21 protein-coding genes and 1 pseudogene are annotated in these 25,101 nt (G+C 46.6%); 9 read left to right on the top strand and 13 right to left on the bottom strand.

The window, feature by feature from the left end; genetic code table 11:
- Positions 1–93: 93 nt before the first annotated feature.
- From GLV81_RS03225 to GLV81_RS03235, 3 genes are read right to left on the bottom strand one after another with little or no spacing between them, the layout of a single operon-like run.
- Positions 94–1,668 (bottom strand): alpha-2-macroglobulin family protein, encoded by a 1,575-nt coding sequence (locus GLV81_RS03225; RefSeq protein WP_197428892.1) that lies wholly within the window; start codon positions 1,666–1,668, stop codon positions 94–96.
- Positions 1,613–2,311, bottom strand: a complete 699-nt coding sequence (locus GLV81_RS03230; RefSeq protein WP_343030644.1) for a TonB-dependent receptor plug domain-containing protein — start codon at positions 2,309–2,311, stop codon at positions 1,613–1,615. Before GLV81_RS03230 ends, GLV81_RS03225 begins: the two co-directional genes overlap by 56 nt.
- Positions 2,308–5,898, bottom strand: coding sequence for a carboxypeptidase-like regulatory domain-containing protein (locus GLV81_RS03235; protein ID WP_157476823.1), 3,591 nt, complete (start codon positions 5,896–5,898; stop codon positions 2,308–2,310). Before GLV81_RS03235 ends, GLV81_RS03230 begins: the two co-directional genes overlap by 4 nt.
- Positions 5,899–6,201: 303 nt before the next feature.
- On the opposite strand from GLV81_RS03235, the gene aspS reads away from it, so the two are divergent.
- From aspS to GLV81_RS03275, 8 genes are all read left to right on the top strand, one after another.
- Complete coding sequence (gene aspS / locus GLV81_RS03240) at positions 6,202–8,040, top strand: aspartate--tRNA ligase (protein ID WP_157476825.1); 1,839 nt, start codon at positions 6,202–6,204, stop codon at positions 8,038–8,040.
- 188 nt (positions 8,041–8,228) lie between these two features.
- The gene (locus tag GLV81_RS03245; protein WP_157476827.1) at positions 8,229–8,603 is read left to right on the top strand and encodes a hypothetical protein; all 375 of its coding nucleotides are present in this window, start codon (positions 8,229–8,231) and stop codon (positions 8,601–8,603) included.
- 10 nt (positions 8,604–8,613) lie between these two features.
- Positions 8,614–9,138 (top strand): hypothetical protein, encoded by a 525-nt coding sequence (locus tag GLV81_RS03250; protein WP_157476829.1) that lies wholly within the window; start codon positions 8,614–8,616, stop codon positions 9,136–9,138.
- Between the two features lie 335 nt (positions 9,139–9,473).
- A complete protein-coding gene (locus tag GLV81_RS03255) occupies positions 9,474–10,910 on the top strand; it encodes a circularly permuted type 2 ATP-grasp protein (protein ID WP_157476831.1) in 1,437 nt (478 codons plus the stop codon).
- A 76-nt stretch (positions 10,911–10,986) separates the two neighbouring features.
- Positions 10,987–11,751 (top strand): alpha-E domain-containing protein, encoded by a 765-nt coding sequence (locus tag GLV81_RS03260; RefSeq protein WP_157476833.1) that lies wholly within the window; start codon positions 10,987–10,989, stop codon positions 11,749–11,751.
- Positions 11,741–11,932, top strand: coding sequence for a hypothetical protein (locus GLV81_RS03265; RefSeq protein ID WP_157476835.1), 192 nt, complete (start codon positions 11,741–11,743; stop codon positions 11,930–11,932). Before GLV81_RS03260 ends, GLV81_RS03265 begins: the two co-directional genes overlap by 11 nt.
- Before the next feature lie 91 nt (positions 11,933–12,023).
- A complete protein-coding gene (locus GLV81_RS03270; protein WP_157476837.1) occupies positions 12,024–12,974 on the top strand; it encodes a transglutaminase family protein in 951 nt (316 codons plus the stop codon).
- Between the two features lie 181 nt (positions 12,975–13,155).
- Entirely contained in the window at positions 13,156–14,433 is a 1,278-nt protein-coding gene (locus GLV81_RS03275; RefSeq protein WP_157476840.1) for a replication-associated recombination protein A, read from the top strand.
- A 94-nt stretch (positions 14,434–14,527) separates the two neighbouring features.
- Here the strand turns inward: GLV81_RS03275 and GLV81_RS03280 are convergent, their stop codons facing one another.
- Positions 14,528–15,439 carry an ABC transporter ATP-binding protein gene (locus tag GLV81_RS03280; RefSeq protein ID WP_157476843.1) on the bottom strand — a complete coding sequence of 304 codons (912 nt, stop codon included), beginning with the start codon at positions 15,437–15,439 and terminating at the stop codon, positions 14,528–14,530.
- Positions 15,381–15,962: an ATP-binding cassette domain-containing protein gene (locus GLV81_RS03285; protein ID WP_157476848.1), complete on the bottom strand. Its 582-nt coding sequence runs from the start codon at positions 15,960–15,962 to the stop codon at positions 15,381–15,383. The genes GLV81_RS03280 and GLV81_RS03285 overlap by 59 nt, the downstream gene beginning before the upstream one ends.
- Before the next feature lie 101 nt (positions 15,963–16,063).
- Here GLV81_RS03285 and GLV81_RS03290 point away from each other — a divergent pair, with 101 nt between their 5' ends.
- Positions 16,064–16,516 carry a GNAT family N-acetyltransferase gene (locus GLV81_RS03290; RefSeq protein WP_157476850.1) on the top strand — a complete coding sequence of 151 codons (453 nt, stop codon included), beginning with the start codon at positions 16,064–16,066 and terminating at the stop codon, positions 16,514–16,516.
- Between the two features lie 16 nt (positions 16,517–16,532).
- On the opposite strand, the gene GLV81_RS03295 is transcribed toward GLV81_RS03290, so the two are convergent.
- The 8 genes and pseudogenes from GLV81_RS03295 to GLV81_RS03330 form a co-directional block, all read right to left on the bottom strand.
- Positions 16,533–17,126 carry a DUF4230 domain-containing protein gene (locus tag GLV81_RS03295; protein WP_157476852.1) on the bottom strand — a complete coding sequence of 198 codons (594 nt, stop codon included), beginning with the start codon at positions 17,124–17,126 and terminating at the stop codon, positions 16,533–16,535.
- Between the two features lie 68 nt (positions 17,127–17,194).
- Positions 17,195–17,968, bottom strand: coding sequence for a hypothetical protein (locus GLV81_RS03300; protein ID WP_157476854.1), 774 nt, complete (start codon positions 17,966–17,968; stop codon positions 17,195–17,197).
- Positions 17,969–18,177: 209 nt separating this feature from the next.
- Positions 18,178–18,489, bottom strand: a complete 312-nt coding sequence (locus GLV81_RS03305; protein ID WP_197428893.1) for an SGNH/GDSL hydrolase family protein — start codon at positions 18,487–18,489, stop codon at positions 18,178–18,180.
- Position 18,490: 1 nt separating this feature from the next.
- Positions 18,491–18,973 carry a hypothetical protein gene (locus tag GLV81_RS03310; RefSeq protein WP_157476858.1) on the bottom strand — a complete coding sequence of 161 codons (483 nt, stop codon included), beginning with the start codon at positions 18,971–18,973 and terminating at the stop codon, positions 18,491–18,493.
- Entirely contained in the window at positions 18,958–19,845 is an 888-nt protein-coding gene (locus tag GLV81_RS03315) for an aldolase/citrate lyase family protein (RefSeq protein ID WP_197428894.1), read from the bottom strand. Before GLV81_RS03315 ends, GLV81_RS03310 begins: the two co-directional genes overlap by 16 nt.
- Before the next feature lie 240 nt (positions 19,846–20,085).
- Positions 20,086–22,985 (bottom strand): annotated as a pseudogene (gene uvrA, locus GLV81_RS21535) (excinuclease ABC subunit UvrA).
- A 544-nt stretch (positions 22,986–23,529) separates the two neighbouring features.
- Positions 23,530–23,955, bottom strand: a complete 426-nt coding sequence (locus tag GLV81_RS03325) for a hypothetical protein (protein ID WP_157476862.1) — start codon at positions 23,953–23,955, stop codon at positions 23,530–23,532.
- A 1-nt stretch (position 23,956) separates the two neighbouring features.
- Positions 23,957–24,895 (bottom strand): hypothetical protein, encoded by a 939-nt coding sequence (locus GLV81_RS03330; protein WP_157476864.1) that lies wholly within the window; start codon positions 24,893–24,895, stop codon positions 23,957–23,959.
- Positions 24,896–25,101: the final 206 nt, after the last annotated feature.

Consider the following 25,101-nt stretch of genomic DNA (forward strand, 5'->3'; position numbering starts at 1 on the left):
TTCCAGAGTTCACAAGTGTGAGTGTTCCAAAGTTCCAGTGTTCACATGTTGATTTGTGGCTGGCGTAATGTGCCCATGCTATTTTCTTATTCCTTATTTACTTATCCTCACCTGCTGCATCCGGTTGTATCCCTCAAACACGGGGAAATACATGAGTGCAATACGAGCCGGATTGAGCCGGAAAACGCCGTTGAACCTTGTGTCGAGTTCTAAGCGGTAGCGATGGGTACCGGCGGGCAGTTTTTCAATAAACACACTCAGTTTTTCTTTACGGTATTCCCGGTGTTCGTTCCAATAGCTGGCCGGCTTGCTGTGGTAGCTGCAACCCGCCGGAATGGGGATATCGAGCTGCACATATTCGCCGTCTTTATTGGCTTGTACGGTTACTTCTAATATAACGGTTGTACCGCTTTTTACTTGTTGTAGTTGTAGCGTATCGCCTTGCTTGCTCAGCAATCGGGTATGCACGGCAAAGAGGGAATCTTTTGCTACTTGCGGCACCACATGCTTTTGCTGAGACAGGCCAAGGTACACCAGCCCTGGGCCTTCTTTGCGAATGTGAACAATGCCGTTGCCAGGCAATTTTGCAGTGTTAGGAAACTGCGTAAATCTGTGCTCGTTTACCTGTAGTGTGGTGCTGCTGTTCGATTGCAATTTCTTAGCCATGGCATCACTCAACAACAGGTTGATGATTTCTGCCTGCTCCACTGTATTGCGGTAGTACACCGATTTCTTTTCTGCTATAAAGTATTGTTTGATTTGCGGACTGTACCGGCGATAGTTACTATCCGCAGCTATGGTTTTGGCTGCAATCACCATGGTGCTTTGGCGGTTGCGGTACCACAGCCAGTTGTCTTCGCCCCAATACAAACTGCCGGTAAACGTTTGTTGTTTTAGTTGCCAGAGTTTGGCTATCTCTTTGCTATACGGTAGTCCCGCCTTTTGCTTAATGCGTACATACTGCCATTGAGCATGTATGTGCAGGCTATCAAAGGGTATGCTATCGAGTGCAAACTGATAGGGGTAAATATGGCCGCCTTCGCTTAGGCAGTACAGGGCTTCGAGTTTCGCTAGTCTCTCTGTTTTGGGTAGTTCATTTTGCAGGTAAATGTATCCTTCCCGTATGGCCTGTTTTACGCTGGCCGTTGTATCGGCATGGCGCAATGCCTGCAATACTTTGGTGGTAATGTAGAGGTTGGGCGATGATTTTTCCCACCAGCCCCAGCCGCCACCGTACTGTTGGTTTTCGAGCAAACGGGTTTGCAGTTGTGCAATTTGCTTGTCGTACTTAAATGGTTTGTTCATCCGCTCATTGATTTGTTTCATCATGAGCAATCCCCACATTTTGTTAGCGGTTTGTTCCATACATGCCTGCGGATAATTGCGCAGTGATTCCAACTCTTTTTCCAACAGGTTGAGCAGGTTGTTTTCGGTGTATACCTGCAGTGGTGCATCTGTGTAGTCAGGTGTGTACGTAAAGCTGGTGTCATTGTCGAGTACAAAAAAACGTCCCTTGGTATCGAGAGTGCCGGCGGGCAAAACAGGAATGGTTCTTTCTTCACCATCGCTGTTGCGAAGACTATCTGCCACAGTGAATTGTACTGTAAGCGTATCAAATGCAGCTTGGTGCTTTGATGCCAAAATAACTGATGGCTGATTGGCCTTCATTGGCCAGCACTGTTTGTGTGGTTTGTTGTCCACGCATGCCAAAGCTGGTCTTGATCTGCTTTGTTTGCTGGCTGTAGTTGATGGCTTTACCGCTCAGGTAAATGCTGTCACCTTCAGTAAGGAAGGCAGGCACCTGCAATATGCCTTGCAATAGTTTGAAGGTTTTGCTTACAATGGCGGCACTGCCATATTTACCCTTGGGCGCAGCGGCATATACCACATGCTGCCAACCGGTGATGTTTTCTGGGTAACGAATAGGTATACGGGCAAACCCTTTTTTGTCGGTGCTGGCATCGGGCAAAAAGTAAGCATCATCACTAAACCTGGTACGAATGGCGGGGGCTTTGTTGCCGCCTGTTGTAATCACAATTACACCATTGGCAGCACGACTGCCATAGATAGCAGTGCCCACTGCAGCTTTCAATACTTCAATAGTCACCGTGTTAGGGTCGAGGTTGCCGGGCATCGCATCCATGAGTATACCATCTACTACATAGAGTGGTGTATTGTCGCCGCTTATGCTGCCAGCGCCTCTTATCTGAATGCTGGTTTCTGCCATGGCGCCGCTGTTGCTGGTAACCGTTACACCCGCTACTTTTCCTTGTAGTGCGTTGCCAGAAATAGTTGTTACACTGGCTGTTATGCTTCTTTTTTGACTGAACCATAGCCTACTACCACTACTTCATCCAAAGAGCTATGTGATACATGCAAGGCAGCATCCACGGCATTGTCGGCATACAAGCGGGCAAAGTGCTGTCGTTCCAGTGTTCCATACCCAACGTATTGAAATACCAGCGTATACTGTGCACTGGCAATATTGCTGAATTGATACATGCCATCGGCTCCGGTGCTCACTGTACGGTTGGTGTTTTTCAACTGCACCGTTACACCTGCCAGTGGCATGCCCGTTACTGCGTCCGTTACTTTTCCGGAAATACTGGCCAAGCCCGGCAACACTTCTTCTATTTTAGTGGTTGATTCTTCTTGTTTTGTGGATTGCTGTTGCCATTTTTCAAATTCTCTACGGTGTTGTGCAGCGTATATTTCGTAGGCTGCTGCATTGGTAGCGGTAAATGCTGTTGCATGAATACGCAATGCATTGGCGCCTGCAGGGTGTATGTAAAATGGTGCTGTATTGAAACCAAAATCATGTTTGTCTACCAGCACCAGTTGATAGTAACCGGTATCCAATTGGTGAATGATATTGGGTTGGCCATTAAATACCATGGCTGTATTGTATTGACCCGCTTTGATGAGGATGGTAAACCGAATGCTGCTATCTGTTTTGTATTGCAAATGCAAACTGCCATGCCTGCGGTCGGTGCTGTAGGATTGATACAGATAGTTGCTGAAGTTTCTTCTTGTATCTGCAACTTTCTTTTCTGCCAAAGGCAAGTCATAATGCCAGGTGGTATCTCCCAAACGCCAAGGCATAGATTGATTACGCAGCTTTATTTTGCCGGGCAGTAAGTCCGTTTTTTCTAACCGAACCAGATGTTGTGAAATGCGGTAGCGGTAGTTGCTTTCAAAAGGAAATTTGGTGTGGAGGTTAGTGCTGCTGTTGTAAATGGTAATACTATCGAATGTCATGAATGGACCGGCGATGTAAGTGCCATTGGCATAAGAAAGTTTTGCTTGCAAACTATAATTCCACAGCCAGGCGCCGCTGCTGTTGCGGTCGTTTTCAATTTGTATGAAATAGCGCTGCAGCTGAGTTTTCTCTGCATGGGTCAAGGTGTCGGGCATGGGTGTAATGCGTACGTGTGGATGCCATGCCGCACTATCCAACTGAATAAACACATCGTGTTTTTGGTAAGGCTGCATGTATACGCTGTCTATCTCAATGAGTTTGTTCCAGGTGCGCAGGCTGATTTTGCTGTAACCGGGATAGACAATGTTGCTGTTGGCCTGTATGGCATTTTGCCACCACATATGTACAGGAAGATTATTTATATGGGTAACATAAATAGCTGCGGGCTTTCCTTTTTCTATGGCGTAAATGCTTGCCTCAGGATATGCATTGTTAAGAGGTGAACGCACAATGCGGATGGCGCCGGTATCCATTAGTCGTTGGTAATAAAACATGGTATCGCCATGCAGCTGATGAAGTATTTGCGCAAATCTCGTTGCCACAGTATCTGTTTTGAATGCTATTTCACTGTTGTCAAATTCACCGGGCTGCACTACTTTTTTGTAGCGCTTCAGCCTTATACGAACGGGCATGTCGGGGTAGCGAAAATGCTGTTGCAATTGAGTGTTGTTGGCCACGGCAGTAAGGTTGGCATGGGCTACAGGCTTGCCTTTGTAGTCGGTTACTTTTACTGTGAGTGTATCTGCTGCACCTGGTTGCGCAGTAGGCGCTATGTTGGGAGTTACCTGCAGCAGGTTGTATTGCAGTTGCAGTCTTTCAGTGAGCAATCGTTCCTGATCGCCTTCCCAATAATTAACCTGTACCAAATAGCGGTCGCCTTTGCGGGCATGTTGTTGCCAGCTGTAGGTGGTTTGGCGCAGCATCATGCGTTGGATGCGGCCTTTGTTTTTGGTAACGGCCAACCACACCGGCATGCCGGTTGGATTACTGATGACAAAACTTACCGTGTCGCCTTTGGATGTGTTGCTGATAGCAGGCGTAGTCCTCATTTTCGACAGGTCGTAATTTTCTGATACTACTTTTTTGCCCAGCGCATCCAGCACTGTTACATCATAATCGTTGGCCATGGGATGAATACGCATGCTCAATGGCAGCTGCACCACCGTATCGAGATTGTACCAATCTTCCATGCTTTCTATTCGTGCTGTAGCCACAGTGGGTACGCCATCCGTTTCAAATCGAATGTGCAGGCTATCGCTGCTGCGTTCAATTACAATGCGCTGCTGCCGGGCATAGTGGGTAAGGGTAAGTTGTTGCTCCTTCAATTCATTCGAGCTATTGCGAAGTTGTGCAAACAATTGAGTTTCGATATTAGCCTCTGGTAATGCATACGCAGGAATGTACACTTGCGTAGGGCCATCTGTAAGCAAGGCTATTTTTGTACGCCAAAGTGTATCAGGTACAAACAAACTATCGGGGTAAAAATGCTGCAGCGTTTTTCGGGTAAGCAACAGCTCCACACTACCATCGGGCAGCAGGATGCCACTGGCATCTTTGGCTTCCAGTGAAATGCGCAGGCTGTCTTTGCGCAGCCACCAGTTTTGTAACGTGCTTACACTGAAGCTGGAAATATCAGGCAGCTGATACTCTTCCGTTTTAAAACTGCTGTTGAGCTTATTGTAGGTCTTGGGGCCTTGCAAATACAGCTCGTACTGCACATCCATGGGCAGGCTGTCGGGCAGTGGCCAGCTCATGTGGTAGCTGCCGGGTACGGTAGGTTCCAATTGGCCAAGTTCTATTTTTTTGCTGCTTTTTTTGTAGTAGTACTGTATGCTCACGGTTTGTGTGCTGTGTACGGGATTGCCTTTTCTGTCTGTAATCCATGCTTTGAATTTGAGCGTATCCGCTGGCTTGTACAGCGGCTTGTTGAAAAGCACAAAACCTCTGTATAATTGGCGGCGGCTTTTGTTGCTGTTGTAGTAAGTATCGCCAGAAAAAATGCGGCTAATTTTTCTGCCTGTATTCAATACTTGTTTAATGACCGGCCATTGGCGCAACGGTTTTTGATAATGATACCGATATGGTGGCTCATAGCTCAGCCAGCTAATGAGTGTATCTGTAGCGGTGCTAATGATCAGCAGGCGATCGTCCATGTCTTTCTTTCGCTTAGGCAAAACAAAGCCGGCAGACTGTGCCGACCATTTGAGTTTTTTGCCCTGTAAACTAGCTTGCATTTGTGCAGGAACTTCGCCTTGCAGATTGTACACAGTGAGCAATCTTTGATCGCCGTTGGCAATGTTGTTGAAAGACAATCCGGTGCGAACATCCAGCCAGGCATGCAGGCTTTCTGCCACGGCACGTACCCACACAAAGTGGCCATTGGGCAAAGGAATATCGCTGTACTGAATGCTGTCGTAACCTACCCAGGCGGGTTGCAATTGATTGATGTAGTCAAAGTTGATGCGTTCCTGCAATGTCCATTTGGCCATGCTGTCAGCCGGAATGCGGTACGCGGCTTTGTAGTGCGTGAAGGCTTTCTGGTTTTGTAAAAAATGCAAACTGCTTTGCTGGTCTCGTTGTGCCCGGGCAGGCATCATCATTACAGCTATTATCCAACAACAACAAAGTATCCCTCGCATATCTATTTGTTTGAAACGTGCCACCGCAGCAGCTATCCGGCATTCATTGCCGGCACGGCAAAAAATCAGCTTCGCTGTACAGAAAGAGGGCGAAACAGGAACGATGGTTGGAAGGGTTGCTGGTTTTTTTATTCATCAGGTTGTGGCAACTGCTGTTTTCTGGCAGTTTTGCCATGCCTGCTTGCCCGCCTTGCCGTACATTTGCGGCCCAACCCCCAACCCCCTAAAGGGGGCTAAGCCTCGTTGGGATTGAATCTTACGTGATTCTACAAATCAGACATCAGCAATCAGAAATCATACATCATGTACAGAACACATACTTGTGGCGAATTGAGACTGGAACATGCCGGCACCGAAGTAACCCTGGCCGGCTGGGTGCAAACCGTACGCAAATTTGGCGCCATCACCTTCGTAGACCTGCGTGACCGCTACGGCATTACGCAGCTGGTATTTGCCGAAACCTTGAATGACCAGCTCGACAGCAATCCGCTGGGCCGTGAGTTTGTGCTGCAGGCAAAAGGCCTGGTACGCGAAAGAACCAGCAAAAACGCCAACATTGCTACCGGCGATGTAGAAATTGCCGTCAGCGAATTCAGCATTCTCAACAAAGCCGCTACGCCACCCTTCACCATTCAGGACGATACCGATGGTGGCGACGACCTGCGGATGAAATACCGCTACCTCGACCTGCGCCGCAATGCAGTGAAGAAAAATATTGAGCTGCGCTATGCGGTAAACCGTGCCACACGAGATTATCTGCACCAGAATAGTTTCATGGATATTGAAACGCCTTTTCTCATCAAGAGCACTCCCGAAGGGGCCCGTGATTTTGTAGTGCCCAGCCGTATGAATGCCGGACAGTTTTATGCGCTGCCGCAAAGTCCGCAAACCTTTAAGCAACTGCTGATGGTGAGTGGCTATGACCGCTACTATCAAATTGTAAAATGCTTCCGCGATGAAGACCTGCGAGCCGACCGCCAGCCTGAGTTTACACAGATAGACTGTGAAATGAGTTTCGTAGAGCAAAACGATATCCTCAACATGTTTGAGGGTTTGGTGAAATACATTTTCAAAACCGTAAAAGGTATCGATTACAGCGAAGCCGTACAGCGCATGACTTACGACGATGCACTGTGGAACTACGGCAACGATAAGCCCGATATTCGTTTCGACATGCGGTTGCTGAACCTGAAGAAGCCGCACCATGTGCTGGTTGATTACAAAGACAGCCGTGACCTGATTGAAGGTGCCGGCTTTGGTGTGTTTGATAATGCGGAGACAGTCCTCGCCATTGCTGTGCCTGGTGCTGCAGAATATACCCGCAAGCAAATTGATGAACTCACCGAGTGGGTGAAGCGGCCACAAATTGGCATGCAGGGTTTGGTGAACATCAAGTGCAATGCCGATGGCACTTTCAAGAGTAGCGTTGATAAATTTTATAGCGAAGACAAACTGAAAGCCATTTCTGAAGCGGCCAATGCCAAGGCAGGCGATTTGATTTTGATATTGGCGGGCAAAGAAGAACTCACCCGCAAAGCAACAAGTACGCTGCGCCTCGAAATGGCAGAGCGTTTGGGCCTGCGCAATCCCGAAGTGTTCAAAATGCTGTGGGTGATCGACTTCCCGTTGTTTGAATTTGCGCTGGAAGACCAGGACGGCGGTGGAGCAGGCCGTTGGGTGGCCCGTCACCATCCGTTTACCAGTCCCAAGCCCGATCATATTTCCATCATGATTGAGAACGGGCCCAAGGTGGAAGACCTCGATAAATACCTCGAACATCCGTATGCCCGTATCAAGGCCAATGCGTACGATTTGGTGCTGAATGGCAACGAGATTGGCGGTGGCAGCATCCGCATTTTCCAAAGAGAATTGCAGGAAAAGATGTTTGCCGCCCTTGGTTTAGATGAGCATGAGCAAAAAGAAAAGTTCGGCTTCCTGCTCGGTGCGTTTGAATACGGTGCACCGCCGCATGGTGGTTTGGCTTTTGGCTTCGACCGCCTCTGCGCCATCCTCGGTGGTAGCGAAAGCATCCGTGATTTCATTGCTTTCCCCAAAAACAATGCAGGCCGCGATGTAATGCTGGATGCACCGGGAGAAATTGCTGCCAAGCAATACGCAGAGCTGCACATCAAGCCGGCATAAGGGCACATCCGATATGCAACAACAACGCAACCGCTGGAAATGGTATTTGCTAAGGGTAACAGCCCTGTTGCAAAGCGCATTTGCTGTGCTGTTGTTCGGTCTGTTATTGTATTCTTTGGCAGACGAACCAATCAACTGGTGGTCGGAAGATTTTTGGGCAACAGTGGCCGTTTGCATTTGGGGTTTGCTTGGTATTGTATAGCGCTTACGGACAATTGAAAGCGGTGGCTTCGCTGATGCGTAGCGATACAGGAATGGATGGTTTGTATCCGCTACGGAAAATGGGTTGGACGCTGGCTGCAGCAACAGTTGCGTTTGTCATTCAGCTGTTTATTTCAGGGGCATCCTTTTATTCATACTTGCAAATGGAAAAGATTACCCAACGTCCGATAGAAGCTGCATTCTACCGCATTTTTATGGTGCTGTTGTGTTGCGCCTTATTGGCACTCACCAACTATTTGCTGAGTATTAAAGCCTATTTTGAACTACGGTTTGCAAAAATGGAAGCTGAAGAACTAATGCTGACACAACTGAACAATCCTTTAGAAAAACCATTGTATTAATCGAACAATCATGACGTTTATTTACCGCATATTAACCTATCTGTTTTTACCTGTAGCTGTATTGCTTAGCCTGAGTGCTCTTTCATTTTTTATGATGGCTCTTGGCCAGCCAGCATTGTTGTTGCCCACGTTTATTATTGTTGCCATGATCATTTACGTGTTTGCCAGTTTTTCTTTTGTGCAAAAAGTAATTGTACAGCAGCAGGCTGTAAAAGCAAGGCTACGGGATTGGATACGGGTAAATGCTTTTGTAACAGGAGCCATCGCATTGCTCAATATTGGCCAAAGTGTGTTGCTCCTGCTCAATCCTGAACAAATTAAATTGGTCATCGATCAGTTGGCCGAAGCGATGGCACAAACACCCGGTGCACCTTCCTACGATTTGCAATTGTTGGTAAAATGGGTACTCATCATTTCTACAGCACTGAGCAGCCTGTTGGTCGTGCATATCGTATTGGGCTTTGTGCTGCAAAAAGATATGCAGCCTATTTTTCAAAGTAGAATCTGCTTTTTTGTAGCGCCATTCATTTACTGAAATGTCTATTGTCTGCCAGCCCTCCTAATTTTAGCAGGAGGACAACTTGCTATTTATTTTTTCCCTAATTTCCGAACCAACGAATGCTGCCAAATGGAAAAGGATAGGTGCTGCTGCTTGTATGGGCAACAGTGCATATCAATCCCCTCAGAAAATGTAGTCTGGCAGCTGCATGGCTGAGGAACAATGCGTTTGGAGTTTGTGCAATTGAAGCAATACCGCTGTTGGTTTGCCCTTGCACTGCATGCAACCCGCCCTGTTCCTGCCTTTGTACCTGTTGCCGCCTCCATTTACTGACCAATTAAAACTGTGACGTTCAAAAAACAACTGTGCCTATGAGCAACATGCCTGCCAATCAGGTAATATGGGATGAAATGTTTGCATCCGAAGGTGTACGTGCCCGCTACAAGCAGGTGTACGAAGCCTTGCAGCAAATGTCGTGGGATGACCTTCGGGCAAAGGATTTGCAAGCGGCAGACTTTTTCATGAACCAGGGTATTACGTTTACCGTATACAGCGACAACAAAGGCATCGAACGTATTTTTCCTTTCGATATTATTCCCCGTATCATTACAGGCAAAGAATGGGATCATGTAGAAAAAGGCATTCAGCAACGGCTGAAAGCACTCAACATGTTTTTGAAAGACATCTACAACGATCAGCAGATTATAAAGGATGGCATAATACCTGCAGCGCTGATTGCCAGTTGCCCGCATTTTTTGAAAGAAGCGGTGGGCATTAAAGTGCCTCATGATATTTATGTGCACATCAGTGGCATTGATTTGATTCGGGGCAACGATGGCAAATTTTATGTACTGGAAGACAACCTGCGTACGCCCAGTGGTGTGAGCTACATGCTCGAAAACAGGGAAGTAACGAAGCGCATTTTTCCGGATATGCTGGCGCAAAATCAGGTGCGGATGGTGAACAACTATCCGGTGAAGCTGCTCAATATTTTATCGTCATTATCGCCGCGGCCGGTAGACCAACCCAATGTGGTCATTCTGACCCCCGGGGTATACAACTCTGCTTATTACGAACATACTTTTTTGGCCCGTACCATGGGTATACCGCTGGTTGAAGGCCGCGATTTGGTGGTAGACAACCAAAAGGTATTTATGAAAACAACTGCCGGGCTGCAACCCGTGGATGTTATCTATCGCCGAATTGATGATGACTTTATAGATCCGTTGGTGTTTCGCCCCGATAGTGTGCTGGGGGTACCCGGTATTATGAGTGCATATCGCAAGGGTAATGTGGCCTTGGTGAATGCTATTGGCAATGGCGTGGCCGACGACAAAGCTGTGTATGCATATGTGCCCGATATGATTAAGTACTACCTCAATGAGGAAGCCATTTTGTCGAACGTGCCCACTTACCGTATGGAAAATGAGGACGAACGCAAACATGTATTTGAAAATTTGAGCAGCATGGTGGTAAAACAAACCAACCAAAGCGGAGGCTACGGATTGGTAATGGGCAACAAAGCCAGCGATGCTGAACTCAACGATTTGAAGAATGCGATTTTGGACAACCCCCGCAATTTTATTGCGCAACCCATTATACAACTCAGCACAGTGCCTTGCCTGGTAGATGGCAAACTGGAAAGCCGCCACGTAGACCTGCGGCCCTATGCATTGTGTGGCCCCGATGGCATTGAAATTGTACCTGGTGGGCTTACCCGTGTGGCCCTGCGCAAAGGAAGCCTTGTGGTAAACAGCAGCCAGGGCGGCGGCAGTAAGGATACATGGATAGTGGATTTAGAGGAGTAGGTTGATTCGTTGATTGGTTTGACATCAGAGTGGTATCTGCTTCAAACCAAAAACAAAAAACATCAAACAGTTTTTTATGATGCTGAGCAGAATTGCAGACAATATGTTTTGGCTGAACCGCTATATGGAGCGGGCCGACGGGCTGGCAAGGGCTACCCGTTATTTTTACATTTTGGGTTTTGATGCATGGGAAGGTGATACATTGGGCTACGGTCCGTTGCTCAAAAGTTTTACATCCGTAAAAGATGAAGAAGCCAAAGCATTGCAACAAGATCCGATACAATTGTTGCGTTTCATTATTGAAGATGCCGCCAACATCAACTCGTTGAAAGTGCTGCTAAGCAAGGCCCGTGAAAACGCCCGGGGTTCGCAGGACAGGGTGACCAAAGAGCTGTGGGAGCAGGTCAATAGTATGTATCATTTTATTACCAACGAAGGCCTGGCTAACCGCTTGAAAGGTGAAGAAACCTTGAAAGTGCTGGACCAGTTGGAAAAGCATTGCCTGCTGTACAACGGTATTGTAGACAGCACCATGCCCCGCGGTTTGGGCTGGGAGTTTATGAACCTTGGCAAGTTTATAGAACGCAGTTTGCAAACCATCGATTTGACCGACGCTTACCTGCAACCCATGCAATACGATTTGGAAAAAAATGATGACCTGTTGTATTGGCGGCGGTTGTTGTACGCCTTATCGGGTTACGAGCTGTACCTCAAAAACAACCGTGGTACACATCATAGCCGTCAGGTAATTTGTCAGGCTATTTTCAATCCCGATTTTCCTCGCAGCGTCATTTACAGTTTGCGCCGTATTGAAAAATACCTGCAATCGCTTGGTGGATGAAAGCCCGCACCCCGATGCCGCTGCATTGGTACGTCGGTTTGGCCGGTTGAAAAGCATGGTAGAATTTACAGACACCGCCAGCATGACGGGTGAAGAACTGAAAGAAATCATCCAGAAAATCCGGTATCAACTATGGGATTTTTCGGCTGAGTTTTCCCGATTGTTCTTTTCATATACATAGCATTTATTACTTATCAACAGCCTGAATAAGTAGCAGGCTGCTGCATGGGGCCACAATGGTAGTTTCGGCCTCCTGCAAATCAACAGGCCATATGCCGGTATTTCAAATTCACCATATTACGCAGTACAAATACGACCGGCCGGTAAAAGAAAGCGTCAGTCAGGTGCGCATTTTTCCGTTGCAGCATGCACAGCAACATGTACGCCAGTTTGAATTGCTTATTACCACCAATCCGCAGGTGGCCACGTTTACAGATTACTACGGCAATACTGTGGGCGATTTTACCGTGCTGCAGCCACACCAAACCCTGGCCATCGATACCCGCATGACAGTGGAAACGGTGGAGCAAAAAGGCTATGCACCCGAAGACAACATCACGATTGCAGATTTACGCAATACCATTGCATTAGATATAGCGCTGCTTCGCCTGGCCGATCCGGAGCGTATTCAGGAGCAGGACGCCATCGATGATATTTTGCAAAGCATCACCAATCCGGTGCAGCATGTGCGCCACATGGCATGGGCTTGCAGCGAATATATTTTCCGGCATTTCAAATATGAAAAGGGCATCACATCTGTTGAAACTACCATAGATGAAATTTTGCAACACAAAAGTGGTGTGTGTCAGGATTTTGCACATGTGCTATTGCAGATGCTGCGCAGCTTGGGCATTCCTGCCCGCTATGTGAGTGGCTACATTTGCCCCAACAAAAGCGGCATGCGTGGCGAAGGTGCTACCCATGCATGGGTTGAATTTTATACGCCCGGCGATGGTTGGGTAGGCATTGACCCTACCAACAACGTATGGGTAAATGGCTATCATGTGGTGTTGGCCACCGGCCGCGATTTTAATGATTGCTCACCTGTGAAGGGTACGTTTAAAGGCATCGCCCGGCAATCTCTCTCGGTGTTTGTATCTGTAGGCTACGAAGACGGCCATGTGTTTGAAGAAGTAAACGAAGTAAAACTCGAAACGGTATCGTCGGACGAAGTGGAGCCCTGGCAAAACGATTGGATGCAGGCGCAGCAACAGCAGCAATAGGTATTCTGTTCTTAGTTTTGGTTTGTGGTTTTTCGTTTGCGAACAACCGTTGTTCAACATGCCATTATTTGAGTGTTTTCCATTCCTGCCTCTTAAGTGTTTAGGATAAAATTGAGTTCATTTGCATAGGCAAAACAGCCATGCAGTTTGAACCATAAACCACAAACCAAAAACGGTAAACATGTCTTCAAATATTCCACTGGCCGAACGATTACGTCCACAAACCATCGACGAAATTGTGGGACAGCAACACATCGTGGGCGAGGGCACAGTGCTTCGCAATGCCTTACTGCACGGGCATATTCATTCCATTATTTTCTGGGGACCTCCCGGCGTAGGTAAAACCACTTTGGCCAATGTGATTTCGCATCATTTACAATTGCCTTTCTATCAGCTTTCTGCCATCAGCAGTGGCGTAAAAGAAATTCGGGAAGTGATTGATGTGGCCAAAAAACAACGCGGTGCTATTTTGTTTATTGATGAAATACATCGCTTCAATAAAAGCCAGCAAGATGCATTGCTGGGTGCGGTAGAAAAAGGCATCATCACCCTGATTGGCGCTACTACCGAAAATCCTTCTTTCGAAGTAAACAGTGCCTTGCTTAGCAGAAGCCAGGTGTATGTGCTGAAGGCATTGGAGCGAAGCGAACTGGAGCAGCTGTTGCAAATAGCCATCAGCAAAGATGAAGTGCTGAAACAGCTGCCTATTCAGTTGAAAGAAACCGAAGCGTTGATTCGCATTAGTGCCGGCGATGCCCGAAAGCTGCTCAATCTGCTCGACATAACTGTACAGTCGTTGCAATCGAAAAATAAGAGTGGTGAATTGCTCATTACTGACAAGGCAGTAATGGATGCGGCGCAAAGCAGGGTAGCCCTGTATGATAAAAAAGGAGAGCAGCACTACGATATTATTTCAGCCTTCATTAAGAGTATGCGGGGCAGCGATCCCAATGCTGCGGTGTATTGGATGGCCCGCATGATTGCCGGTGGCGAAGACATTGAATTCATTGCCCGCCGCATGGTCATTTTTGCCAGCGAAGACATTGGTAATGCCAACCCCACCGCTATGGTAATGGCCAATGCCTGCTACGATGCAGTACGTAAACTCGGTTATCCCGAAGGGCGGATTGTATTGGGCCAGTGTTGTACTTACCTCGCATCATCGCCCAAGAGTAATGCGGCGTATATGGCCATTGATGAAGCATTGGCATTGGTAGAAAAAACAGGCGATCAACCTGTGCCGTTGCATATCCGCAATGCACCAACCAAGCTCATGAAAAATTTGGGCTACGGAAAAGAATACCAATACTCACACATGGGCGAAGGCAACTTTATTGCACAAGAGTATTTTCCGGATGCACTGCGGGGCACCAAACTCTACGACCCCGGCAAAAATGCACGGGAAGAAGAACTGCGGAAGTTTCTGAAATCGAGATGGGGTGAGAAGTATGGGTATTAACAAGTTTGGGGTTTTTAGTTTTTGGTTTGGAAGTATTCCTGTTTACAAATTCGAGAAGATCCAAACATAAAATTGCCACACACTTTCTTATTCCTTATTCAACATTCATTTTCCCTTTATTCAACCGCAGCGTTTTGGTAATGCAGGCAGGTTTGCTGTGTTGATAATGCGTAATAAAAATCAGCGTTTTGTTGCCGTGCAGGCAGAGGGCATCTATCCATTGTAGCATGTTGGCTTCCTGTGTTTCATCAAGTCCCTGACAAGGTTCATCCAGCACCAGCATGGGTGGGTTTTTAATCATGGCTCTGGCCAATAAGAGCAGCCGTTGCTCACCAGCCGAAAAGCTGCGCAACCATTTGTGGGCACGATTGCTAAAGCCAAACAGCGCCAGCCATTGCTGCACCAATGCTTCTTGTGTTGGCGCTAGTTTTCTGAACAATCCAATGGTATCAAACAAGCCACTGGCGACGGTATCAAAAGCGGAAGCCGTGGTTTCAAAATACAAGTGCAATTCGGGCGATACAAAACCCATTTGTTTTTTGATGTCCCAAATGGTTTCGCCCTTGCCGCGGCGTTTGCCATACAGGTAAATTTTGTTAGCATACACTTGCGGATGGTCGGCGGTGATGAGGCTGAGCAATGTGCTTTTGCCAGCACCATTAGGTCCGTACACCAACCAGCGTTCGCCATGCTGCACTGTCCAGTTGATGTGCTGCAATACCTGTTTGCCATCATAACTCACCTGCACGTTTTCCATGTGCAAAGCTTCCGGATGAAGATTGGTATTGTTATCTTTTGGTAACAGACTTTGCAGTTGTGCTAATTTCTCTTGTAAGTCATTTTGCAAAGTAACCGGATGAAAATTTTGTAGAAATACATCTTTACTGCTGTAAACCGGCGTTGCTGTTTTACTTAATTGTAATACATGCGTGATGCATGCAGGCAAATCATGGCCACTGCTGATGAGTACAATTGTTACGCCTTTGTTGGCCAATGTTTCCAGCATTTCTTGCAGGTGTTGGCGAGACGCCACGTCCAGTCCAATAAACGGCTCGATCCAGCACGAGCAAACCGGGTTGTTGTTGCAGGGCTTTTACCAGTTGCATCTTTTTGTGTTCACCATTGGAAAGATGCGTAAGTGGCTCATCCAATACATGTGCTACAGACAACTGGTCTATATGCTGCAGTGTTGTGCTGTCTATATTGTCGAGCCATTCTCTGGCACTAAGTGCATCATCGGCATCGCAACTGTTGTAGCGTTGCTGATAATACATATCACTGGTATTGGATTTGTTTTTAAAATGGTGCATTTGCGACACAAACACCGGATGCTTCTCTGCAGCTAAGGCTTTGTGGCCGAAGTGCTGCAAGGCACCGCACATGGCTTGTCCCAGCATGGTTTTGCCACTGCCCGATGGGCCGGTGATGGCGAGGTGTTCTCCTGCCTTCAGATTGAGGTCGAAGGCAGGTACAATGGTTTGCCCGTCCCGAACAATGGAAAATGAATGAAGTGATAACACAGCGGGCATAGTGCAGCAGAATTTATTGTCCGCAAAATTGCCGATTTCATGCTACAATTCTTTCTTTGCTGAACGGCATGTGTTGATGCCTGTACACAAACAATTGGATTATGGCTCTTCGTTGGGAATTCAAAACATTTGATGCGCTGACTGCGGCAGAAGTTTATGCCTTGCTCAAATTGCGCAGTGAAGTGTTTGTAGTAGAACAAAACTGTGTGTTCTTAGACATGGATGACAAGGATCAAATGTGTCATCACTTGCTTGGCTACAAAGGCAATCTGCTGGCGGCATACACCCGCATAGTACCAATGGGTGTTTCTTATCCTGATTATCCTTCAATTGGCCGGGTGATAACTTCACCACAGGCAAGGGGCGAAGGTTTGGGTAAAATACTGATGGAAGAATCGATTCAACGTTTGTTTTCGTTGTATGGCCATGTGCCCATTAAAATTGGTGCTCAGTTGTACCTCAAAAAATTCTACGAGTCGCTTGGCTTTGTGCAGTGTGGCGATGTGTATGATGAAGATGGCATACCACATTTGCCCATGCTAAGATCTGTCTGATCTATTTTATTCAGGTTTATTTGAACACACATTTCACGTGGTAGCCCAACGGTTGATAATACTGCGTCAATATCTGTTCGATGCGTTTTGTGGTTTGTTGTAAATAATTGGCATTGCCGGCCAGCTGATTTTTAGTGTCGCTGTACAATCGCTTCTGAAAGGCATTGAAATACTCATCTTCTTCAAACACCAGCAAACCTTTGCGGCTGCTGGTTTCCATGCGGTCCATGTGTAGCTCAAGACTTAGCAGCTGCGCCGCAGGCAACAAAATGGTTACAGTGCTGTCTGCTGCTTCAATGCGAATGCTATCGGAAAGTGCCACCCCATACTTGGCCGTATAAGGCACCATCACGGTAGCTGTATTTTCGGCGAATACATTTTTGATGCCACTCCAAAACCCACCGCTACTATCCGTATTGGTTGTTTTAAAAGTGCTGGTACCACTCACTTGTAAGCCGGCCAGTTCTACAATGTTTTTTACAAATGCATAGTTGTTGATGAGCTTGGTGTCATTGGCTTTTGTACCCATGCTTTTGCCAATGGTGTACGCCACAATAGCGATGGCAGCCAACACAATCAATCCTAACACTTTACTGCTGAGTTGTTTCATACAGGGTATTTGTACTGCAAATTACCAGAAAACAAAATGGAGAAAGGAGGATACCCTCCAGGCCTTGGCTAGCTGTTGTGAGTATTGGCCAAAGAATGGTTAAATGAAGTGCTTGATTGTTTACTATGCCTTGCAATGGCAGTGCCTGCTACCGACAGTAAGTGATTGGCCAACTCCCGATGCCCGGCGGCAGTGAGTTGTAAACCTGAGGCAGTGAAGAAATCATTTTGCTTATGCGCCTTTGTTTGGAGCAAATCATAGGCATCTATGTAAATGCCCCCTGTACTATCTACAGCTTTATGCAATGTGGAGTTGATACTATTGACATACAAGCGATGGACTGATGTAAGGTAACTGTGTACGGGTCCGAGAATAACAGGCAACACGTTGTGCTGCAGACACCAATGCACACAATGCGTGATATGTGTGTTGATGCGAGTAATGGCAGAATTGTGTTGCCCTGCTATTGTACCGGCAATACAATTTGCAGTACCAAGCCATTGATTCCACAAGGCCTGTATGCCTGTATGGCTGCTGTCACAACGGTTGCTGTATGTTGAAGAACCATCCTGAATGTTTGAAAACATGCTGCAAGCCTGAAACAACAGGCTGGGCCTGATTTGAATAATCAGTAAATGTTTTTGCGTTGCTGTAATGGCAATGGAAGCTACAATGTTGGGCAAAGCAGCGAAGCGGGAATAGCTATATAACTGCACCTCGCTTTGCACATTGTACTGTGCCATCAATTGCTCTTGAATGTGCTGGTAGAACAACGACTCTTGTGGTGCGGAAGCTTGCAACAAACAGCCTCCGGCAATATGTAAACACAACTGTGCCGGCATGGGAATCTGGTTTTGATATCCTGCGGGTATTGCATGAAGGTGGTTGGAGAAAATAGTGGATTACATGCTATTTCAGACATGCAATGACAGGTGCGCTATGTGGGCGGAAAGCAAAGACTGCAGGTATTTCGAAAATACAAGAAACACTTATGCTACACGATTGCTTGGCATATTCTTGAGGTTATACTACAACACAAGTAGAGTCTGCACTACAGACTCGTTAATGCATGAACCGTTTTTGATGATGAACGATAGAGTTCTTCGGCTAATACCGCATGACCTGCAGTACTGAGGTGGTAGTTGTCTTCAAGAAACAGTAATTCTCCGGCTGCTTTTTTGGCTTCCATTGCAGGAAAAACATCTATGTAGTGAATGCCTTTTTGCTGCAGGTATTGGCGCAGCAGTTTGTTTACAGCTTTGTATTGAATGCTAATCAGTTTGTTCTGATAACTATTGACACAACCAATCACCAACAATTGAATATGCTGTTGTGTACAACGATCAGCGGTTTGAATAAGCAAGTCAGCTATTTGACGGCTCCCCCTTGCGATGAAAGCCCGCCAGCATACCTGCAAGTGCATTGATAGTTGCCAGTATTTTTTGCAGCTTTCCTGTCATGTGTACAGCACCCATTTCCTGGTCGCTGAGGTTCATTTCAGCAGAGCTGCTTACACCACTGCTTGCGCCTGTTATGTATGGATTCCATTGAAAAGGAAACAGTCCTTTTTTCTTTGCAGGCACCAGCAGATTGCAGCGCCGGAAAATCAGTCCGGGCCTGAGTTGAATGATCAATACCTGCGGTACACCCGGAACTGGCGTAATGTTCTCAGCCTTGTATGGTAACGTGTCAAAATCATTGTGACCATCTAATCGTACAGTTGCCTGCAATCCAAACGCTTGTTGTAGTTGTGCTGTGTACTTTCGGTAAAACAAATTGGACAGGCCGAGGGCTTTTTGCCCCAGCATGCATCCTCCTATAATGTGAATGTTTAATTGCTGTGGCATTTGGCTATATATTGTTTGGCTGCAAGGTATTCATGCGGTGGAATAAAAACATGATCATCTGTGATGCTGAAGCTGTACTGATGCGATTGGTATTGTGCAACCAACTGCTGTGCATGGTTAAGTTTATTCGCTTCCGGCAGTTGTTCTAACTGCAATGCAACTGTTCCGGCCGGGGTTTGCTGCACATTTTTCGATTGTCCGTTGGTGAGTGTTGAAATGCCCCATAAACCCTTGCTTATGCTGTGCAAATATTGGATGACAGCATTCAGCAATGCATAGTCCGTAAGCCGGTTTACCGGAGGATGTATATAAGTGAATCCTTCAGCTTCGAGGGCTTGCAGTAGCGGTTCTACTACCGCCCAAAATTCAGCATGCATTTGATTGGGCAAGGGGTAGTCGCCACAGCTGAGAAAGTAATCCCAATGCCCGAAATGGATTTTCGTGATTTGTAATGCTTTTGCCTTCGATAAAATATCGGAGAGGTTGTTGATGCCGGCTGCTGTTTCGAGCAACACAATGAACTCTTGGCAAGCCACCTGTTGCAGGGCACTGTAATAGGCATCAACATCTGGAGCACTGTTTACTTTGGGTAAAACAAGGTGATTAAACTGCGAACTGATTTGTTGCAGACATGCAAGGTCTTTTTGGAACTCCGGGCCATCCACATGATTGATACGAATGCCCGCCAAGGTTTCGGGTGCTAAATCAGTCATAATCTGAAGCAGCTTTTCTCTGGCTATTTTTCTGGAAGCCGTTGATTGTTCGGCGGCATCAGGAATTTCAAGACTATCTTCTAAATCGAGCACCGTCCTCACATTTCGCCTGTCATTTCTGCTCACAATATTGCGTATTGTTTGCAGCTCATTATTCATGGATAAATATTGGTATACCAGCATTGTCTTGTGTAGTTGATGGCCATGCTTGTAGTATCATTTCTACAAAACCAGTTCATCAGACTGGCAATTTACATGATAGAAAATATACATGCAATGATGCTGGTCATAACGGTTCATTTCTCAGTAAGGAATACAAAAAAACTCAATACAAAAAATGGATGCTGCACATATCGCAGCATCCATTTTCTATTAGAGTAACCCCAATCTTTACAAGCGTTACAGCTCAAGTTTCAAGTACTTACCGGTGTGGCTTTCTTTTACTTTTACCAGTTCTTCCGGCGTGCCTTCAAACAAGATGCGGCCACCACCACTGCCGCCTTCGGGACCGAGGTCAATGATGTGGTCTGCTACTTTAATCACATCCATGTTGTGCTCAATCACCAGCACCGTATTGCCCCGGTCTACCAGTTTGTTCAGTACATCCAGCAGCATTTTGATGTCTTGAAAATGCAGGCCGGTAGTGGGTTCATCCAGTATGTAAAATGTTTTGCCGGTATCTTTTTTGCCCAGCTCTGTGGCCAGTTTCACCCGCTGCGCTTCGCCACCACTCAGCGTGACGGCACTTTGCCCCAAGGTGATGTATCCAAGACCTACATCCTGCAACACTTTTATTTTTCTGTACAGCCAAGGCACAGCCTGAAAAAATTCTACGGCATCTTCCACGGTCATATCCAGCACATCGGCAATGCTCTTGCCTTTGTAACGTATCTCCAGCGTTTCGCGGTTGTAGCGTTTGCCCTGGCATTTTTCGCAGGGCACATACACGTCGGGCAAAAAGTTCATTTCAATCACCCGCATGCCGCCACCTTCACATACATCGCAGCGGCCGCCTTTTACATTAAACGAAAAACGCCCCGGTTGATAGCCCCTGATTTTTGCTTCGGGCACACTGGCAAACAACTGGCGTATTTCGGTAAAGAAACCGCAGTAGGTGGCAGGGTTGCTGCGTGGTGTTCTACCAATGGGGCTCTGGTCTATTTCAATTACTTTATCAATATGCTCCAGCCCTTTGATGGCCTTGTAAGGCATCACACTCATACGGCTGGCTTTAAAAGAATGATTGCTCAGCAGCGGATACAAAGTATCGTTGATGAGGGTGCTCTTGCCACTGCCGCTTACGCCACTCACCACAATCATTTTACCCAGCGGCAGTTTCACCGATACGTTTTGCAACGTGTGTCCGCTGGCACCTTTTAGTTCAATGGTTTTGCCATTGCCTTTGCGCCGCTGTTCGGGCACAGGTATGGCTTGCTGACCACTCAAAAAGTCGGCGGTTTCGCTGCTGTTTTGCATCACCTCTTGCGGTGTGCCGCTTACCACTACACGGCCACCATGCCGTCCGGCTTTCGGGCCAATGTCTACCAGAAAATCGCTGGCCAGCATGATGTCTTTATCATGCTCTACCACCAACACACTGTTGCCAATATCCCGCAGGTGTTGCAATGCTGTTATCAGCCGGTGGTTGTCCCGCTGGTGCAAACCAATCGAAGGCTCGTCTAGTATGTAGGTGATGCCTTGTAACTGACTTCCGATTTGTGTAGCCAGCCGGATGCGTTGGCTTTCGCCGCCGCTCAGCGTTTTGGTAGGGCGGTTCAAAGTGAGATAGGTGAGGCCCACATTAATCATGAACTGCAGGCGTTCCCGTATTTCTTTCAGCACATCTTTAGCAATGGCATTTTGCTTGTTGCTCAGTTGTGCTTCAATGCCATCAAACCACAGGGCCAGTTTATCCAAATCAACATTGCTGAGTTCGGCAATGTTTTTGCCCGCTACTTTAAACCACAGGCTTTCTTTTTCAAACGGGCACCGTTGCAAGTAGGGCAGGTGTCGAGCTTCATGTAGCCTTCGGCCCAATCACGTATGCTATCACTGCTACTGCTGTTGAACCAACGCTTAATCATCGGCACCACACCTTCAAACACCGTGTCGTAATAGCCGCCGCTGTGCTTGGGTAAACCATCATCTTCAATCCCGATAGCTATCGGGACTACCAGCAATGAATCTTCATGCGCCGTTTCGCTGCCGTGCAGTATGATGTTCAGTTGTGCTTCCGTGAGTTCACCAACCGGTTTTTTCAAATTGATTTTGTGCTTCTTCGCCAGTGCTTCCACCTGTTTGTAAATCCATGCATCCCGCTGCTCACCCAGTGGTGCTATGCCACCTTCGGCAATGGGTATACTAGCATCGGGTATCACCGCTTCCATATCAATGGTGTACACCGTGCCCAAGCCCTTGCAGTGCGGGCAGGCACCGTACGGACTGTTGAACGAAAACGAGTTGGGCGATGGTTCGTCGTAGCTGATGCCCGTGTCTTCACACATCAGGCTTTTGCTGTATTGTGTTACTTTATCAGTATCGTTGTCCAGCACCTGCATCAGGCCCTTGCCTTGCTGCAGTGTTTTCTGCACACTCTGGCTCAGCCGCACTTTCATATCGGGCGTTACGGCCAGGCGGTCTATTACCAGTTCAATGTCGTGAATCTTGTAGCGGTCTACCTGCATCTTCGGCACCAGGTCTTTCACTTCGCCATCTACCCGCACTTTCAGATAGCCTTTTTTGCGCAGGTCTTCAAACAGCTCCCGGTAGTGCCCCTTGCGGCCACGCACTATCGGCGCCAGCAGGCTAATTTTTTTCTTGGCATACTTGCTGCTGATATTTTCTACAATTTCTTCTTCGCTAAACTTCACCATTTGCTTGCCCGTTTCGTAGCTGTAGGCATCGGCAGCACGGGCATACAACAGGCGCATGAAATCGTAAATCTCCGTGACCGTACCCACGGTACTACGTGGGTTTTTGTTGGTGGTTTTTTGCTCTATCGAAATCACGGGGCTCAGGCCGGTAATCTTGTCTACATCGGGGCGTTCCATATCGCCCATAAATTGGCGGGCATAGGCGCTGAAGCTTTCCATGTAGCGGCGCTGGCCCTCGTTGTAAATGGTATCAAAAGCCAGCGACGATTTGCCGCTGCCACTCACCCCGGTAAATACCACCAGTTTGTTTTTGGGGATGCGCAGGTCAATGTTTTTGAGGTTGTGCTCCCGGGCACCTGCTATCTCAATCACGTCGTTGTTTGGCGCTGCCGCAGCAGCCGAGGGGGAAGTTTTTTTGCTGGCCATAGTTGGAGATGCGAATGTAAAACAACCTGCAGTAGTAAAGGTTGCAGAAAGTGAGTTTGAAAGTTTACAAGTTCACAAGTTCCAGGGTTCAATGCAGCCCTGAGCTTGTCGAAGGGCAGTTCACAGGTTAAGACTGTTAGTGTCCTCTCTTCCTTATTTCTTTTTTCCCTTGGGGCTCTCATCACCAGTACAAAGCCCAGCACCCGTTCCGGTGCCTGTGGGCTTCGCTGCGCTACGGCCCCGACCGAAGCGTCGGGGCTACCCCGTCGGCCCAGGCAGCCCTTCAACAATTGTGCATGTCCGGGCAGCCTATAATCTATCAAGTAAACCTCGGTGGAAGTACTCCTAACACCAATCAACAACCAAGTATTTTCAGCCGTACTTTCGGTATATGCAAAAAATGATCAGGTTTTGGCAAACGCTCCACCCTTTTTTTAAATGGAGTATTGTATTGGTTGGCCTCTGGTTGTTGTTGATATTAGCAATGGAAGTTTTGCTGAGCTTTTTTGAGTTTCGCAAATTCGACTGAACTTTACAAGGATGGTTACTTACTACTTGCTAGTATTTTCATCGACAGAAGCTGAACTGATATTTTGTCGCCAAAGACTCTAACGGCTTGTTCACATTCAAAGTCCACATAATAGTTGCCTTTTAGTTGCAGTATCATCTTTTTAACTGCTGAGGTTAATTGCCCTTTTGGTAATGGCAAGGTATATACGCCTTGCCCGCCAATACATACACCAGGTCCATAAAATGTTATAGTTGCCTTTTCTATAATTATCCATGATTTGTTTGTTGAAAGACTGTCTGCCTGCAGAATGGTACTTAACGGGATACTATCCCCAACAAATGGTTTGCCATCAATAAATAGAACCAGCTTCGGAGGATCGGGTATTGCCTGCGCCATGCTTTTTTCAATGAACAGGAATGCACTACCTATAATGATTAGTGCAAATGCAATAGCCTTCATATTATTCTTCTGTTACCTGTATTTCAATAGTTTGTGTTGCAGTCTTTTTTTGTCCGGTACCCGGGTCGAGATAGCTTATGGATGTTGGAATTACAAATCGGCCTGGTCTATCAAACTTCACTTTTTTTGAAGCCACTCCTGATATATCTGGTTGTTGCTTTTCTCCATAAATGAAGTACTCACTTTTTGTTTCATTAGAAACAAATGCTAAGGCCGTTTTAATTGTGATGGTTTCACCAACTTTTGGACGTTTGGTATCTGCAACGGTTATGAAATGAACAACATCATAGTCGGCCAGCCTGCAACCAATTGCAGCATTGAATTGTTCAATAATGCTACTTGCTATACATAATAAACTGTTTTTAAATTGAGAATAGGCAAGTAGTTGTTGACTTCTATTGCTGATGGGTAATATCAACATACGGGTAATGTTCATGTGTCGGATAGAGTCAGCCTTGTTATTCTTCATTTTACTCCATTTGTCCCCCAACAAGTTCGCACTACATTGTAAAAAATTCAAACTGGTATTGTGTAAGTCTTGTGCAGTTTTTTGGAGTGGCACAGGCTTTTTCAATAATAGTTTGCCTAAGGCAATGCTGTCGGTAAGCAATTCATTTTCTATTTTCTGAATTTGCATTTGTGCACTATCTGCAGTTCTAAGAATCTGTTGCAGTATTTGGTAGATGCTATCAGCCTTGTTATAAGCAGGCCTTGCTTTTTCAACTAGTTCGGGCTTTTTACAATCATTCTCTAATTCAGAAATTTGTGTGTAAATGAAATTCATGTAATGTTGGTTACTGGCTTCAAGCAATTGCCGGCTGGTTTCATGCAGTCTTATTGTTTGGAGTTGTTGATTTGTGGCACTGAAGCGGAAGAAAATAGCTACGGCCACAACACAGGCAATCACAAGTAAAGTCAACTTGTTTTTCAATTGGAACATGTATCCGTTTTCTAAAAAACGTTCGTGACTGCCTAAAATTGTTAGAATTGAAATGTACTTTTTCTAATGAATTTTCGACGTGCTCAAACTTCGGCGAACTCATTCCATTTTGGGAAGTTTGCTATTAAAGCCAGCTCGTACTGACTCCGTTGGGGAGGTTATAGTGTGGCGACACCATCGCTCAGTGTATCATTGCCTGAATCCTC

This window comes from Phnomibacter ginsenosidimutans (genome assembly GCF_009740285.1).
GTDB classification, from domain to species: Bacteria; Bacteroidota; Bacteroidia; order Chitinophagales; family Chitinophagaceae; genus Phnomibacter; species Phnomibacter ginsenosidimutans.

Excerpts from the sequence above, each read along its gene's own strand:
- GLV81_RS03325 (WP_157476862.1), bottom strand. The coding sequence starts at position 23,955 with ATGAAGGCTATTGCATTTGCACTAATCATTATAGGTAGTGCATTCCTG.
- GLV81_RS03290 (WP_157476850.1), top strand. The coding sequence starts at position 16,064 with ATGGCTCTTCGTTGGGAATTCAAAACATTTGATGCGCTGACTGCGGCA.
- GLV81_RS03310 (WP_157476858.1), bottom strand. The coding sequence starts at position 18,973 with ATGCCACAGCAATTAAACATTCACATTATAGGAGGATGCATGCTGGGG.
- aspS (WP_157476825.1), top strand. The coding sequence starts at position 6,202 with ATGTACAGAACACATACTTGTGGCGAATTGAGACTGGAACATGCCGGC.
- GLV81_RS03300 (WP_157476854.1), bottom strand. The coding sequence starts at position 17,968 with ATGCCGGCACAGTTGTGTTTACATATTGCCGGAGGCTGTTTGTTGCAA.
- GLV81_RS03280 (WP_157476843.1), bottom strand. The coding sequence starts at position 15,439 with ATGCTGGAAACATTGGCCAACAAAGGCGTAACAATTGTACTCATCAGC.
- GLV81_RS03270 (WP_157476837.1), top strand. The coding sequence starts at position 12,024 with ATGCCGGTATTTCAAATTCACCATATTACGCAGTACAAATACGACCGG.
- GLV81_RS03275 (WP_157476840.1), top strand. The coding sequence starts at position 13,156 with ATGTCTTCAAATATTCCACTGGCCGAACGATTACGTCCACAAACCATC.
- GLV81_RS03315 (WP_197428894.1), bottom strand. The coding sequence starts at position 19,845 with ATGAATAATGAGCTGCAAACAATACGCAATATTGTGAGCAGAAATGAC.
- GLV81_RS03330 (WP_157476864.1), bottom strand. The coding sequence starts at position 24,895 with ATGTTCCAATTGAAAAACAAGTTGACTTTACTTGTGATTGCCTGTGTT.
- GLV81_RS03295 (WP_157476852.1), bottom strand. The coding sequence starts at position 17,126 with ATGAAACAACTCAGCAGTAAAGTGTTAGGATTGATTGTGTTGGCTGCC.
- GLV81_RS03255 (WP_157476831.1), top strand. The coding sequence starts at position 9,474 with ATGAGCAACATGCCTGCCAATCAGGTAATATGGGATGAAATGTTTGCA.
- GLV81_RS03285 (WP_157476848.1), bottom strand. The coding sequence starts at position 15,962 with ATGCCCGCTGTGTTATCACTTCATTCATTTTCCATTGTTCGGGACGGG.
- GLV81_RS03235 (WP_157476823.1), bottom strand. The coding sequence starts at position 5,898 with ATGCGAGGGATACTTTGTTGTTGTTGGATAATAGCTGTAATGATGATG.
- GLV81_RS03250 (WP_157476829.1), top strand. The coding sequence starts at position 8,614 with ATGACGTTTATTTACCGCATATTAACCTATCTGTTTTTACCTGTAGCT.
- GLV81_RS03260 (WP_157476833.1), top strand. The coding sequence starts at position 10,987 with ATGATGCTGAGCAGAATTGCAGACAATATGTTTTGGCTGAACCGCTAT.
- GLV81_RS03225 (WP_197428892.1), bottom strand. The coding sequence starts at position 1,668 with ATGAAGGCCAATCAGCCATCAGTTATTTTGGCATCAAAGCACCAAGCT.